Here is a 13,091-nt window from a genome sequence, read left to right as displayed (position 1 = left end):
CCGCTTCTTTGCCGTCATGGCATTTGCAATGTCGGCCATCATCGTCGCCGGTTTCTCACTCCAGCTCGCGATGGGCCGGTCGAGTTTCGCCGCCCCTGCCGCCTATCACATCCATGCCGTGACCTTCATGGGATGGATCGCCCTCTATCTGGCGCAACACATCTCGGCGGCGAGCGGGAACTGGGCGCTTCATGGGCGCCTCGGCAAGCTCGCCTATGTCTGGATCGCCGCCATGGTCGCGACCGGCTTCACGATCCTGATCACGGTCGCCCGCCGCACCGGCGGACCGTTTTTCTTCGACGTCAACGAGTTCCTGATCAGCAATCTGGCCTTGCTGCTGTGTTTCGGCGGTCTCGCCTGTTGGGCGCTGCGGCGGCAACGCTACACCGGCTGGCACCGCCGGCTGATGCTTGTCGCCATGGCGATCCTCACCGGGCCCGGGCTGGGCCGGATTCTGCCGCTGCCGCTGATGATGCCCTATTCATGGACCATCACCACCGCCGTCACCATGCTGTTCCCGCTCGTCGGGATGCTGGCCGATTTGCGCCGGGATGGCCGCATCCATCCCGCCTATTGGTGGGGGACGGGTATCTACGCCGCGACTTTCGTCGGCTCGATGCTTTTCGCCTACAGCCCCTGGGGCTTCGCGCTCACCGAGAGCATTATCGCCGGCACCTCCGGCGCCGAACGGCCCATGGAAGCGTACCTTCCTCCTGGCTTCACCATGTGAAAGCGGAACCCCCTCGCCAGGGTAGCCGTTCTGACTATATGCCCGCCATGAAGCGAGCACAGGACGGAATTGCATGACTCAACAGCTTACCTCACCCCCCACCGGCACCGATCTGCTTGCCGAGATCGATCGCCTGCGCAAGGAGCGCAACGCGGTGATCCTGGCGCATTACTACCAGAGCCCGCAGATCCAGGATCTCGCCGATTTCGTCGGGGACTCCCTTCAGCTGAGCCAGATGGCCGCCGAAACCGACGCCGATGTAATCGCGTTTTGCGGGGTCAAGTTCATGGCCGACACCGCCAAGATTCTCAGCCCCCAGAAGATCGTCGTGCTGCCCGACATGGATGCCGGTTGCAGCCTCGAAGACAGCTGCCCGCCCGAGAAGTTCAAGGCCTTCCGCGAAGCGCATCCCGACCACATCGCGCTGACCTACATCAATTGCTCGACCGAGGTGAAGGCGCTCTCCGACGTGATCGTCACCAGCTCGAGCGCCGAGACCATCCTCCAGCAGATTCCCAAGGACCAGAAGATCATCTTCGGCCCCGACCGTCATCTGGGCGGCTATCTCAGCCGCAAGTTCGACCGCGAGATGCTGCTGTGGCCCGGGGTTTGCATCGTCCACGAGGCCTTCAGCGAGACCGAGCTACTCAAGCTCAAGCAACAGTATCCCGGCGCGCCGGTGGCGGCGCATCCCGAATGTCCGCCGACCATCGTCGATCACGCCGATTACGTCGGCTCGACCAGCGGCATCCTGCAATTCGCCGAGACCTTCGAGGGCGACACGCTGATCGTCGCCACCGAGCCGCACATCATCCACCAGATGGAAAAGGCGCTGCCGAACAAGAATTTCATCGGCGCGCCCGGCGCCGACGGCAAGTGCAGCTGCAACATCTGCCCCTATATGGCGCTCAACACGCTGGAGAAGCTCTACACCTGCCTGCGCGATCTGGAACCGCGGATCGAAATCGAGGAAGGGCTCCGGCTGCAGGCCAAGCGCAGCCTCGACCGGATGCTCGAAATGGCCAGCGGGACGATTGGCCATGGCGATCTCGGAAAGATATGAGCTAGATCCTGTCGTTATAGGCGAGTTGTACGGGCCTGCCAGGTTGAACGCTTGCCTGACTGGCGCGTCTTCTCGACTTTAGAGTGTTCACAGGGGGCATAGGCACTTGGCTGCAAAAGGCCCGATCGGGGGCATCAGGGACTGGGTGATCTACCGGCTGGTGGCCAATTACTGGTCGCTGCCGCTGGTTGCCGTGGTCGCCGCGCCGCTGGTGGCGTGGCTGGTGCTTTGGGTCGACGCGCAAGGCGCCGGGCGCTGGGTCTACGACCGTGGCCTGGCGCTGTTCACCTCGGCCGACACTGCGCAGGATGTCGCCGCCGCCATCGTCGGCGTCAACGCTGCTTTCCTGACGCTCTACTGGTCGATCGTGCTGATCGTGCTGACGCTGGCCACCGGCAATCTGGGCGTCCGGCTGGTCGACCGCTGGCTCGACAAGGGGCTGGTACGGCTGTCGATGGCGGGCCTCACCTTCTGCCTCGTGTTCTCGGTGATCGTCTTCGCCCGGATCGATGCCGAGGCGCCAATCGCGCTGGTGCCCCATTTCGCTCTTGCCGCCGTGCTCGTGTTGGCTGCGGTCAACATCGGGATGCTGGGCGTCGCCATCCACGACCTTGGCAGGACCATGTTCATCGATCGCTCGGTCGCGCATATCGGACGCGAGGCGTCCACGGTCGCGGTGCCCGTTGTCCCGACGATCCCCTATCGGGGCGAATGGGCGCATGTCATTGCTGCGCCCCGCTCGGGCTACGTCCAGAGCATCGACCTCAAAACGATCGCACAGGAACTTGACGGCCACAAAGGGGCGGTTCGCTTCTGCGTCGCCCCCGGCCAGCATGTCCTCGAGGGCGAGCCGCTGGTGCGTTTCGAGGACGCGGCGCCGGACGACGACGCAACGCTTTCGGCGACGCCGATCAGTGACTTCCGATCGAGCATCGAATCCACTGTCTTTCAGGTGCGCCTGTTGGTGGAAGTGGCCGCGCGCGCGATGTCACCCGGGATCAATGATTTCTACACCGCGATGGCCTGCGCCGACCAGCTTGCAGCCGCGATCGCGGGTCATGCGGAGACCTGGGTCGACGACGGCATGGTCGCCGCCTGCCGGACCGATCCGCGGTTCGAATTGCCGGGTCAGGACTTTCGCGGCCTGTTCGAGGCGCCGCTCAAGGCCTTCCGCCAGTCGGCCAGCGCCTATCCGGCAGTCGCCATCCGCATGATCGACAATTACGCCCGCTTGGTGGCGCTGCTGGATAGCCGCCAGACCCCGGCCGGATTGCTTGCCTTTCTCGAATCCTCTGGTCGCGAGCTGCATGACGAAGCTCTGACAAGGACCGGCTTCGCGCCGGATCGCGACGACATCGCCAGCGCCATGGCGCGGCTGGCGCAGCGAGAGTCCGCGTCGCTCACCCGAAAAAGGAGTGCCTCATGACCCGGTTGCGCGTCTTCTGGCAAAGCATCAACGCCAGCTACTGGTTTCTGCCAGCGCTCTTTTCGGTCGGTTCGCTCGCGCTCGCCATGGTCACACTGTGGCTGGACCGCAGCGGCTGGGCAGAGTTCCTGAGTGAAATCAGCTGGCTGCAACCGGCGCGGCCTCAGGGCGCGAGCAATATGCTCACCGTCATCGCAGGCGCGATGATCGGGGTCGCCTCAACGGTCTTCTCGATCACCATCGCGGCGGTGGCCTATGCCAGTGGCAATTATGGGCCCCGGCTGTTGACCAATTTCATGGAGGATCGCGGCAACCAGTTCAGCCTCGCGACCTTCATCGGCACCTTCGTCTATGCGATCACCGTGCTACGCACCGTGCGCGCCGAGGACGAGACCACGAACGGCCTCGGGCTCGCTGTGGCAACCGACGCCGGCTTCGTCCCGCAATTGTCGCTGCTGGTTGCCTTCGCGCTGATGGGCCTGTCGGTCGCGGTGCTGGTCTATTTCCTCAACCATATTCCCGCCTCGATCCGGGTCAATTCGGTACTGAGGGGCATCGGCGCCCGTCTGCTCAAGGACATTGTCGAGCGATTTCCCGACCGGAACACCGGCGAGCGCGCTGGATCGGCACCGGAAGGCTCACCCATCGTCGCGAAGGACACCGGCTATATCCAGGCGATCGCTTTCGCCCGGCTGGAACGGATCGCCCAGCGCGAGGATGGAAAGCTCAAGCTGGCGCTGCGGACGGGTGATTTCGTCCATCCCGGAGTGACGATCGCCTTTTGGGCAGACATGGACGTGGTCGAGGATTGCCCCGACAAGGAGGTGCGCGAATGCTTCACGCTCGGCAGCATGCGCACACCCAGCCAGGACATGCAGTTCCTGATCGACGAGCTGGTCGAGATCGCCTTGCGCGCGCTGTCGCCGGGCATCAACGATCCCTTCACCGCGGTGACCGCGGTTCACTGGCTGGGCGCCGCCACCGCCGAACTCGGCTATCGCGATCTCACACGCAGCTACGCGAAGGATGGCGAGGAACCGCATCTCGTCCTGCTCGAGGACGATTTCCAACACTATCTCGAGCGCGGCTTCGGTGCGGTTCGCGGCGGCATCGCCACCAATCGCATCGCGACGCAGGTGACCTTCGATGCCCTGGTCGATGCCGCCAGCATGGTCGACGACGAGAGCCGGCGGGCGTTGATCCGTAAGGAGGGCGACTTGCTCGCGCAGCAGGCCCGCAAACATCTCGTCGGGCCCGAGCTGGATGCGGTGGAGGCGCGCTACCGGCGTTTCCTCGAACGGATCGAGCGCTAGGCGAGCTTCGGCGGCGGGGCGGAGCGCGCCAGCACCAGTGCCCCCGCCAGCAACGCCATCCCCGCCACATCCATCACCGTCAGCATTTCCCCGAACGCAAACCATCCGACGCATGCGGCGATGGCAGGCTGGGTCAGCAGCGCCATGCCGATAACCAGCGGCGGGAAATGGCGCAGCGCGAACACCAGTAGCCCCTGACCGACCAGCTGGCTCGACACCGCGAGACCCACGACCGGACTCCACCCTGCGGCTCCGGGCAGAATCGGCTCCCCCATGGCGAATGCCATCGCCAGCATGATCGGCGCAGCCACGCAGCACACCAGCAACAGCACGGTCCAGGCGCCGAGCGTCGCCCGCGCACGCTGGGCCGGCAGCAGATAGAAGGCGTAGCACAGCCCCGCGAACAGGCAGAACAGGTCTCCCAGCGCGCTCGCGGGCGAGATCTCCAGACTGCGCCCCAACAGGATCGCCGCCCCCGACAGCGCCGCCAACACTGCCAGTCCTTCGCGCGGCAAAGGTTTGCGGCGCAGCGCGACCAGCCCCCAGAACATCAGGATCACGCTGCCCGAATTGCCGAACAGTACGGCATTGCCCAGCCGGGTCATCTCGATACCGATGTGCCAGCTGGCGAGATCCACCGCGAAGAACACCCCCGCGACCGCAGCCAGCCAAAGCAGCCGCCGGTCGAGCGGCGCACCGCTGCGTTCGCGCCAGGCGAGCCAGGCGATCAGCGGAATCGGCAGCGCCAGCCGCCAGAACCCGGCGCTGACCGGGCCGGTATCGGCCACCCGCACGAACCAGGGGCCGAAAGCCAGCGCGGCATTGCCGGCCAGCAGCGCGGCCAAGTGCCAGGCACTGGCCTGATAGGCTTTCTTTGCCGGAGCCGCGCTTGTCACACCCATGGGCGGTCCCTAGCTCGCATGCCACAACACACCAGCAAAATTGGATACAAGCATATGCACGACAAGCTTTTCGAACCGCTGAAATTGGGTGCGATCGAGGCCAAGAACCGCGTCATCATGGCGCCGCTGACGCGCGGCCGCTCGACCCAGCCGGGCTCGGTCCCGAATGCAATGATGGTCACCTACTACCGCCAGCGCGCCAGCGCCGGGCTGATCATCAGCGAAGCCACCGGCATCAGCGTCGAAGGCCTCGGCTGGCCCGCCGCGCCGGGCATCTGGAGCGATGAGCAGGTCGAAGGCTGGAAAGCAGTCACCAAGGCCGTGCACGAAGAAGGCGGCAAGATCATCCTGCAGATGTGGCACATGGGCCGGCTGGTCCACCCGCTGTTCCTCGACGGCAATCCGCCGGTTTCGGCAAGCGCGACCACGGCCCCGGGCCATGCGCACACCTTCGAAGGCCGCAAGGATTACGAGCCGGCGCGCGAACTCGGGCTCGAGGAAATCTCGCGAGTGGTCGGCGACTATCGCCACGCCGCCGAGAATGCCAAGAAGGCCGGATTCGACGGGGTTCAGCTGCATGGCGCGAATGGCTATCTGGTCGACCAGTTCCTGCGCGACAGCACCAATCTGCGCGACGACGATTACGGCGGCTCGCCCGAGAACCGGGTGCGTTTCCTGCGGGAAGTGCTCGAGGCGCTGATCGATGTCTGGGGTGCCGACCGGGTCTCCGTCCGCCTGTCGCCCAATGGCGAAACGCAGGGCTGCGACGACAGCGATCCGGCGGCGACCTTCGGCGCCGCTGCGCGCGTGGTCGAGCAGCTCAAGCTGGGCTTCCTCGAATTGCGCGAACCCGGCCCCGATGGCACCTTCGGCCAGACCGACGTCCCCAAGCAGAGCCCGCTGATCCGCAAGCTCTATTCCGGGCCGCTGGTGCTCAATTCGGACTACACCGCCGAGGAAGCGGTCGCCGATATCGAGGCTGACCGTTGCGATGCTGTGGCCTGGGGCCGCTGGTTCATCTCGAACCCCGATCTGCCCGAGCGCATCCACACCGGGGCCGAGATCGCGCCCAATGTCGACGTGCCGCGCAGCTGGTACGGAAGCGGGCCCGAAGGCTATATCGACTACCCGAAGCTGGGCGAATAAGTCGCTGGGTTGAGAAGGACGGAGACGTCGCCTGATCCGTCAGGTGGCGTCTTCGCCCGCTTCGCCCTCGGGTTCCGGCTCATCGGTGGCTGCAGCCGGCTCGGCCTCCTCGGAGTCCGCAGGAGCCGCTGCATTGCCCCTCGGGGCACCAGCCTCCGTCTCGCTCATCTCTGTCATGGGCGGTGCCTGCGAGCGCACCGTATCGAGCGGCAGCATCGCATCGCTGATCGTCCCACCGATGACTTCCCCCTCGGCTGAGCGGCCGTCATTGTCGGTCGGTTCGGCGACGGGTTCGTCCCCGCAGCCCGCCAGCAGGGCGAGCGGGAGCAGGGCGGCAGGCAGGCGATAGATCATGGCAGGGCGCTCATCTTTCCGTTCAGCGCGGCGAGGAAATCGTCGAGACGCGCGAGCAATGCCTCATCCCAGCTCTCGGGCGCAAGCGGTTTGCCCAGTCTTGCAAGGCTGGTGACGCCGAACTCCTCGATGCCGCAGGGTACGATGCCGGTGAAATGGGTGAGGTCGGGATCGAGATTGACCGAGAAGCCGTGCATCGTCACCCAGCGCCGAACCCGCACGCCGATCGCGCCGATCTTGGCCTCGCGACCGTCGATATCCTTCGTCCAGATGCCGATGCGGCCCTCGGCGCGCCACGCCTCGACGCCGATGTCGCCCAGCGTGGCGATCACCCAGCCTTCGAGCGCCTGGACGAAGCGCCGCACGTCGCGTTCGCGCTTCCTCAGATCGAGCAGGACGTAGCCGATCTGCTGCCCCGGCCCATGATAGGTGTAGCGGCCCCCACGACCGGCCTCGACCACCTCGAAGCGCGGGTCGAGCAGTTCGCCCGCCACCGCGCTGGTCCCGGCGGTGTAGACCGGCGGATGCTCGAGCAGCCAGACCAGCTCCTTCGCCTCGCCCCGCCCGATCGCCTCGTTGCGCGCTTCCATGGTTGCCAGCGCCTCGCGATAGGGGATGCGGTTCGCGCTGCGACGGATTTCGACTGTTTCGGGGGACGCGGCGGTCATGGGAGATTGCGTGGCGAGACTGCGGGCGGTTATCAAGGGCCAAAGAGCCAGATCGGGGAGCAAAGCGAATGAAATTGGACCTCAGCGCCGGATGGGATGGAGCGATCGCGATGATCCGCGCCAATCGCGAAGTCGTGCTGGTTCTGGCAGGCGTGTTCTTCTTCCTGCCCTATCTCGCCTTCTCGCTGTTCCTGCCCGACATGGGCGTCGCCGAAGCCTCGGCTTCGGAGCAGCCCGACATGGATGCCATCGCCGGGTTGATCCAGGATTTCTACGCGGAGTTCTGGTGGGCGCTGCTGCTGCTGGCGCTGATCCAGTCGGTCGGCGCGATCGCCAGCCTCGCGGTTCTGGGCGACCATGCGCGCCCCACCGTGGGCGATGCCATAAGACGCGGCGTCATGCTGCTGCCGACCCAGCTGGGGGCGCAGATCATTGCCGCCCTGGCGATCTTCGCCCCCATCGTGCTGGCCGGCGCCATCGGCGTGGCGACCGGGTCCGCGGCGCTGGCCGGATTGCTCCCGCTGATCGCCCTGCCGGTCGTGATCTACATCGTGGTCAAGTTTTCGCTCACCTCGCCCGCTATCGCGGTCGACCAGATGCGCAATCCGCTGGCCGCGCTGGCGCGCTCGTGGCGCCTCACCAAGGGCAACAGCTTTCGCCTGTTCTTCTTCTTCCTGCTTCTGATCGTGGCCTTCGTGGTGGCCTCGACGGTCCTCAACCTGATCATCGGCCTGGTGCTGGCACTGCTGGGAGAGGAACTGCAGCTGATCGGGCTGGCGATCACCGGGGCGCTGATAAACGCGATCTTCTCCGTCGTCGCCTATGCGGTGCTTGCTTCGGTCCACCAGCAACTGGCCGGGCAGACCAGCGCATCGGTTCCGCGCGCTGGCGGAGAGGACTAGGGGTTAGCGCCTCGACCTAGGTTGGGGCTCAACCCTCTTCGCGCTTCCATCCCCAGAACAGCTTGCACGGTAGCACGTTTAGCCATTCGAAGCCGCTGTCGATGCGGTCGAAATGGGGTGCCATATAATCGCGCGCGCGGGCGGTGAACTGATAGACCAGGAAGGCGCCGCCCGGGCGCAGCACGCGGTGGGTCGCCTCGGCGATGGCTGGCGCGACACCATCGGGCAATGTCGAGAACGGTAGCCCCGACAGCACATAGTCGGCCTGGTCGAAGCCATGCGCGGCAACGATTTCCTCGACCTCGGCGGCCGAGCCAAGCACCGCGTGGAAGCGGCTGTCGGTAATGGTCTTGCGCAGATAGTCGATATAGAGCGGGTTGGTGTCGATGACGATCAGCGTCCCGTCGCGCCGCAGCCTGTCGAGCACCGGCTGGCAGAAGGTGCCGACCCCGGGGCCGTATTCGACGAACAGCTTGCACTCGTCCCATTCGACCGGCGCCAGCATTTTTTCGATGGTGAAGCGCGACGAGGGAATGATCGAACCGACCATCTTGGGATGCTCGAGAAAACCCCGGAAAAACACCCCCCACTGTCCGAACAAACGACCTGTCCGCGCCTTGAGATCGTCGCGGCGGAGCGCGCTTGTGCCCTGATAATCGTTCACTAATCGACCCTTGTCTGTGGTCAGCGACCCACGAGGCGACGACGGGTTACAGCTTCAACGCGGCATTGCAACCCGTCGGGGGCAGGCCTAGCGCGGAATCACCATGGCCGAAAGCGACCCTTCCCACTCCGTAGCGCCCCTGCCCGCCGCGCTTCCGCAGGCCATTCCACGCGGACGGATGGCGCTGCTGTTCATGGTGATGCTGGTCACCGCGGCGGGCAACACCGCGATGCAATCGGTGATGCCCTCGATCGGCACCGCGCTGGAAGTCAACGATGTCTGGATCAGCCTCGCCTACAGCTGGTCGGCACTGCTGTGGGTGGTCTGCGCGCCGATCTGGGCGGATCGTTCGGACCAGCGCGGCCGCAAGGCGATGATGGCGCTGGGACTGTCGGGCTTCATCGTCTCGATGAGTTTCTGTGGGCTGGCGCTGTGGCTCGGGCTGACCAACGCGCTGCCCGCGATCTGGGCGCTGATCGCCTTCGCCGCGGCGCGCAGTCTCTATGGCGGCTTCGGGAGCGCCGCACCGCCTGCAGTGCAGGCCTATGTCGCCAGCCGCACCCCGCGCTCGGAACGCACTCAGGCGCTCTCGCTGATCGCCTCGAGCTTCGGGCTGGGTACGGTAATCGGTCCCGCTCTGGCGCCGCTGATGGTGCTGCCGTTTCTTGGGTTGACCGGGCCCTTCATCATCTTCGCGCTGATCGGCGTGGTGGCGCTGGTGGCCTTGCGCCTTCGCCTGCCAAACGACGAGCCGCAATTCCCGGCACGAGGTAATGCCTATGACGCGCCCTACGCCGGCGGCTCGACCGCCGGGCACCGCCATGACGGCACGGGAGCGGACGCCAGGGAGCAAACCGACGGAGAAGACGACACTCTTCCCGAAGGCAAGCTGCGCTGGATGGACCCGCGCCTGCGCCCCTGGGTCACCGTCGGCCTTCTCGGCGGTCATGCGCAGGCGATGATTCTCGGTATTTCCGGCTTTCTTGTGCTCGACCGACTGGGCCTGCGCGACACTCCGGCGGAAGGCACAGGACCGGTCGGTCTGGTGCTGATGGCGGGCGCGCTTGCCACGCTGCTGGCGCAATGGGGGCTCATCCCCCGGCTGCATCTGGGTCCGCGCGCGGCGTCGCTGTGGGGCATCGCGGTGGCGGGCCTTGGTGTCGCGGTGCTCGGGGGGGCGCAGGATCTGCACAGCATCGCGCTCGGCTATGCCATCGCCTCGCTCGGCTTCGGCTTGTTCCGCCCGGGCACCACCGCGGGCACATCGCTAGCGGTCAGCCGCGCGGAGCAAGGTCGCGCCAGCGGGGTGACCGCTTCGGTCGCGGGCGCGAGCTTCATCTATGCGCCTGCGCTCGGCGTGTTTCTCTACAACACCTCAGACTGGCTTGGCTTCGGGCTCATCCTCCTGCTCTGCTTCGCAGTCTTCGTGATCGGGTTGCGCACGCTCCAGCCCGACGAGAAGCTGACCCGAGACCGCAACTAGAGGATTTCCAAGACCGTGTCCTGCGGGCGGCACAGGCGGACGCCCTTCTCGGTCTCGACCAGCGGGCGGTTGATGAGAATCGGGTCCGCCACCATCGCCTCGATCACGGTCGCTGCAACGGCATCGGGCAGACCGCGTTCCTCGGCATCGGTGCCGCGCAGCCGCAGTCCTTGCTGCGGCGCGATGCCGGCATCCCTGTAAAGCTGTTCGAGCTTTTCGCGGCTCGGCGGATCCTTGAGATATTCGACCACGGTAAGCTCGACCTTCGAAAGGTTCTCGAGGATCGCCAGGGTTTTGCGCGAAGTGCCGCATTTCGGATTGTGCCAGATCGTCGCTTTCATCGATTCGGTCTCCTGTGGATTGCGCCCGGGCCTCTAGGCGAGAGCAACGCCCGCGGAAACACCGCGCCGTTCAGTCAGCGTCCGCGCTGTCCGGCGGGGTCATCGCGGGCACCAGGCGCGCGGCGTCTTCGGCGCTGATACCGGGTGCAGGCGCGGCGCTGATCGTTTCCTCGCGGCGCGCCACCCGCCCGGCCCGTTCGATCGCGCGGACCAGCCGGGGATAGACCCCGCAGCGGCACAGGTTCGGAATCGCCGCGATGATCTCCTCCTCGCTCGGCGCGGAATTGCGGTCGAGCAGCGCGCTTGCCGCCATCGCGATGCCCGGGGTGCAGTAACCGCACTGGATCGCCTGTTCGGCCACCAGCGCCTGTTGCACCGGATGCGAGCGGTCGCGCGACAGGCCTTCGATGGTGGTGACGAACCGTCCCTCGGCCTCCGCGATGGTGATCAGGCAGCTGCGCAGCGCCTCGCCATCGACATGGACCATGCAGGCCCCGCAATCGCCGACCCCGCAGCCATATTTCGTGCCCGTCAGATTGGAGGCGTCGCGCAGCGCCCAGAGCAGCGGCGTATCCGGCTCCATCAGGTATTCGACCGGCCTTCCGTTGACGGTCATGCGGGGCAAGCGGCGTTCTCCTGCGAATTGGCGCGGTGTGCTCCTTCGCACGGGTCGCCGCGGATCGGCAAGCCGCGCTTCCCAAGCTCCCCCCACCGGTATAGGGGCTCGAGCAGATGAGCGAGACGGCCAAACTGACGCGCGGATCGATCCGCGGCCATCTCGTGACGCAGACAACGCCGATGATCATCGGTGTCGCCGCGATCATGTCGATCGGTCTGGTCGACGCCTATTTCATCGGCCAGCTGGGCAGCACGCAGCTCGCCGCGATCGCCTTCATCTTCCCGATCAGCGTGGCGCTCACCAGCATGGGCGTGGGGGTGATGGTGGGGATCAATTCGGTCGTCGCCCGGGCGCTGGGCGAAGGCGACAGTGCCAAGGCCGCGCGGCGCGCCAATCTCGGGATCGTGTTCGCGGTGGGTTTGGGCATTGCGATGGGGCTGATGCTGTTCGCGCTGCTCGATCCGCTGTTCGGCCTGATGAATGCCGACGAACAGACCCGCCCCTTCATCCGCGCCTATATGCAGCCCTTCGCGCTCGGCTTTCCGCTGCTGATGACCATCATGGGTTTCAACGGCGTGCTGCGCGGACAGGGCGAAGCGCGCAAGACCAGCTACATCTCGATCTGCTACGCCGCTGCCAATTGGGTGCTCGATCCGATCCTGATTACCGGAGCGTTCGGGTTCGAGGGGTTCGGCATCGTCGGCGCGGCCTATGCCACGCTCGCAGGCTGGGCGATCGCCATCGCGCTCGGCCTCTGGCTGATCCGCAGCACTGCGCTCCCATTCAAACCGATGTTGATCCGCCAGAGCGCGGTGATCGAACCGCTCGTCGCGATCCTGCGGGTCGCCGGACCGGCATCTTTCTCGAATTCGATCAACCCGATCGGGCTATCGGTGCTTACTGCGCTGGTGGCGGTCGAAGGTCAGGCTGCGGTTGCCGGCTTCGGGGCAGCGGGGCGGTTGCAGAGCTTCGCGGTCGTACCACTGCTCGCCCTTTCGGGTTCGATCGGCGCGATCGTCGGCCAGAACTGGGGCGCGGGCCTGCCCGACCGGGCGCGGCGCGCGGTCGGCTGGGCCGGCGGCTTCTGCCTGCTCTACGGGCTGGCGGTAGCGGTGCTGCTGTTCGCTTTCGGCGAGCGTTTCGCCAGCCTGTTCAGCGACGATCCGGCGGTGATCGAGCAATTCGCCGCCTATCTCGCGATCGCCGTCTGGGGCTACGCCGGTTTCGGCCTGCTCATTACCGGCAATGGCGTGCTCAACGCGGTTGACCGCGCGCCACTGGCGCTGCTGCAAAGCGCCGCTCGCGTCTTCCTCGTCATGATGCCCTTTGCCTGGCTGCTGCGCGGCGCCTGGGGCGCCGATGCGATCTACGCGGCGGAGCTGGTCGCGAACCTCGTTGGCGGCGCGCTGGCGGCGCTGATCGTCTGGCGGGTGCTGCGCAAGAAAACAGCTGCCTGACCTTACCGATCGTTAACCATCCT

At 65.9% G+C, this 13,091-nt stretch carries 14 protein-coding genes; 8 read left to right on the top strand and 6 right to left on the bottom strand.

Annotation, left to right across the window (positions count from 1 at the left end; genetic code table 11):
• Positions 1-28: 28 nt before the first annotated feature.
• From ACWIKC_RS02335 to ACWIKC_RS02320, 4 genes are all read left to right on the top strand, one after another.
• Positions 29-730, top strand: a complete 702-nt coding sequence (locus ACWIKC_RS02335) for a hypothetical protein (RefSeq protein ID WP_454598532.1) — start codon at positions 29-31, stop codon at positions 728-730.
• Positions 731-803: 73 nt separating this feature from the next.
• Positions 804-1,793 (top strand): quinolinate synthase NadA, encoded by a 990-nt coding sequence (nadA, locus tag ACWIKC_RS02330; RefSeq protein ID WP_454598531.1) that lies wholly within the window; start codon positions 804-806, stop codon positions 1,791-1,793.
• Positions 1,794-1,899: 106 nt separating this feature from the next.
• Complete coding sequence (locus tag ACWIKC_RS02325) at positions 1,900-3,219, top strand: DUF2254 family protein (RefSeq protein ID WP_454598530.1); 1,320 nt, start codon at positions 1,900-1,902, stop codon at positions 3,217-3,219.
• A complete protein-coding gene (locus ACWIKC_RS02320; RefSeq protein ID WP_454598529.1) occupies positions 3,216-4,532 on the top strand; it encodes a DUF2254 domain-containing protein in 1,317 nt (438 codons plus the stop codon). The genes ACWIKC_RS02325 and ACWIKC_RS02320 overlap by 4 nt, the downstream gene beginning before the upstream one ends.
• Here ACWIKC_RS02320 and ACWIKC_RS02315 read toward each other — a convergent pair.
• On the bottom strand, positions 4,529-5,434 hold the full coding sequence (locus tag ACWIKC_RS02315; protein WP_454598528.1) for a DMT family transporter: 906 nt from the start codon (positions 5,432-5,434) through the stop codon (positions 4,529-4,531). The two genes, ACWIKC_RS02320 and ACWIKC_RS02315, sit on opposite strands and share 4 nt — an antisense overlap.
• A 54-nt stretch (positions 5,435-5,488) precedes the next feature.
• On the opposite strand from ACWIKC_RS02315, the gene ACWIKC_RS02310 reads away from it, so the two are divergent.
• Entirely contained in the window at positions 5,489-6,580 is a 1,092-nt protein-coding gene (locus ACWIKC_RS02310; protein ID WP_454598527.1) for an alkene reductase, read from the top strand.
• Positions 6,581-6,619: 39 nt separating this feature from the next.
• On the opposite strand, the gene ACWIKC_RS02305 is transcribed toward ACWIKC_RS02310, so the two are convergent.
• Positions 6,620-6,934 (bottom strand): hypothetical protein, encoded by a 315-nt coding sequence (locus tag ACWIKC_RS02305; protein WP_454598526.1) that lies wholly within the window; start codon positions 6,932-6,934, stop codon positions 6,620-6,622.
• The gene (gene lipB, locus ACWIKC_RS02300; protein WP_454598525.1) at positions 6,931-7,602 is read right to left on the bottom strand and encodes a lipoyl(octanoyl) transferase LipB; all 672 of its coding nucleotides are present in this window, start codon (positions 7,600-7,602) and stop codon (positions 6,931-6,933) included. The genes ACWIKC_RS02305 and lipB overlap by 4 nt, the downstream gene beginning before the upstream one ends.
• Positions 7,603-7,670: 68 nt before the next feature.
• Here lipB and ACWIKC_RS02295 point away from each other — a divergent pair, with 68 nt between their 5' ends.
• A complete protein-coding gene (locus ACWIKC_RS02295; RefSeq protein WP_454598524.1) occupies positions 7,671-8,504 on the top strand; it encodes a glycerophosphoryl diester phosphodiesterase membrane domain-containing protein in 834 nt (277 codons plus the stop codon).
• Positions 8,505-8,532: 28 nt separating this feature from the next.
• Here ACWIKC_RS02295 and ACWIKC_RS02290 read toward each other — a convergent pair whose 3' ends face one another.
• Positions 8,533-9,105 (bottom strand): class I SAM-dependent methyltransferase, encoded by a 573-nt coding sequence (locus ACWIKC_RS02290; protein ID WP_454599420.1) that lies wholly within the window; start codon positions 9,103-9,105, stop codon positions 8,533-8,535.
• Positions 9,106-9,271: 166 nt separating this feature from the next.
• On the opposite strand from ACWIKC_RS02290, the gene ACWIKC_RS02285 reads away from it, so the two are divergent.
• Positions 9,272-10,651, top strand: coding sequence for an MFS transporter (locus ACWIKC_RS02285; RefSeq protein WP_454598523.1), 1,380 nt, complete (start codon positions 9,272-9,274; stop codon positions 10,649-10,651).
• Here the strand turns inward: ACWIKC_RS02285 and ACWIKC_RS02280 are convergent.
• Together ACWIKC_RS02280 and ACWIKC_RS02275 are read right to left on the bottom strand one after the other, a co-directional pair.
• Positions 10,648-10,992, bottom strand: coding sequence for an arsenate reductase family protein (locus ACWIKC_RS02280; RefSeq protein WP_454598522.1), 345 nt, complete (start codon positions 10,990-10,992; stop codon positions 10,648-10,650). The genes ACWIKC_RS02285 and ACWIKC_RS02280 overlap by 4 nt on opposite strands.
• 70 nt (positions 10,993-11,062) lie before the next feature.
• Positions 11,063-11,617, bottom strand: a complete 555-nt coding sequence (locus ACWIKC_RS02275; protein ID WP_454598521.1) for a (2Fe-2S)-binding protein — start codon at positions 11,615-11,617, stop codon at positions 11,063-11,065.
• 107 nt (positions 11,618-11,724) lie between these two features.
• On the opposite strand from ACWIKC_RS02275, the gene ACWIKC_RS02270 reads away from it, so the two are divergent.
• Positions 11,725-13,068, top strand: coding sequence for an MATE family efflux transporter (locus tag ACWIKC_RS02270; RefSeq protein ID WP_454598520.1), 1,344 nt, complete (start codon positions 11,725-11,727; stop codon positions 13,066-13,068).
• The last annotated feature ends 23 nt before the right edge of the window (positions 13,069-13,091 follow it).

The organism is Qipengyuania sp. SM2507, from assembly GCF_053714505.1.
This window is presented reverse-complemented; position numbering and strand designations above follow the sequence as displayed.

Coding starts and splice junctions, on each gene's coding strand:
- ACWIKC_RS02305 (WP_454598526.1), bottom strand. CDS start 6,934: ATGATCTATCGCCTGCCTGCCGCCCTGCTCCCGCTCGCCCTGCTGGCG.
- lipB (WP_454598525.1), bottom strand. CDS start 7,602: ATGACCGCCGCGTCCCCCGAAACAGTCGAAATCCGTCGCAGCGCGAAC.
- ACWIKC_RS02285 (WP_454598523.1), top strand. CDS start 9,272: ATGGCCGAAAGCGACCCTTCCCACTCCGTAGCGCCCCTGCCCGCCGCG.
- ACWIKC_RS02310 (WP_454598527.1), top strand. CDS start 5,489: ATGCACGACAAGCTTTTCGAACCGCTGAAATTGGGTGCGATCGAGGCC.
- nadA (WP_454598531.1), top strand. CDS start 804: ATGACTCAACAGCTTACCTCACCCCCCACCGGCACCGATCTGCTTGCC.
- ACWIKC_RS02280 (WP_454598522.1), bottom strand. CDS start 10,992: ATGAAAGCGACGATCTGGCACAATCCGAAATGCGGCACTTCGCGCAAA.
- ACWIKC_RS02295 (WP_454598524.1), top strand. CDS start 7,671: ATGAAATTGGACCTCAGCGCCGGATGGGATGGAGCGATCGCGATGATC.
- ACWIKC_RS02335 (WP_454598532.1), top strand. CDS start 29: ATGTCGGCCATCATCGTCGCCGGTTTCTCACTCCAGCTCGCGATGGGC.
- ACWIKC_RS02315 (WP_454598528.1), bottom strand. CDS start 5,434: ATGGGTGTGACAAGCGCGGCTCCGGCAAAGAAAGCCTATCAGGCCAGT.
- ACWIKC_RS02320 (WP_454598529.1), top strand. CDS start 3,216: ATGACCCGGTTGCGCGTCTTCTGGCAAAGCATCAACGCCAGCTACTGG.
- ACWIKC_RS02270 (WP_454598520.1), top strand. CDS start 11,725: ATGAGCGAGACGGCCAAACTGACGCGCGGATCGATCCGCGGCCATCTC.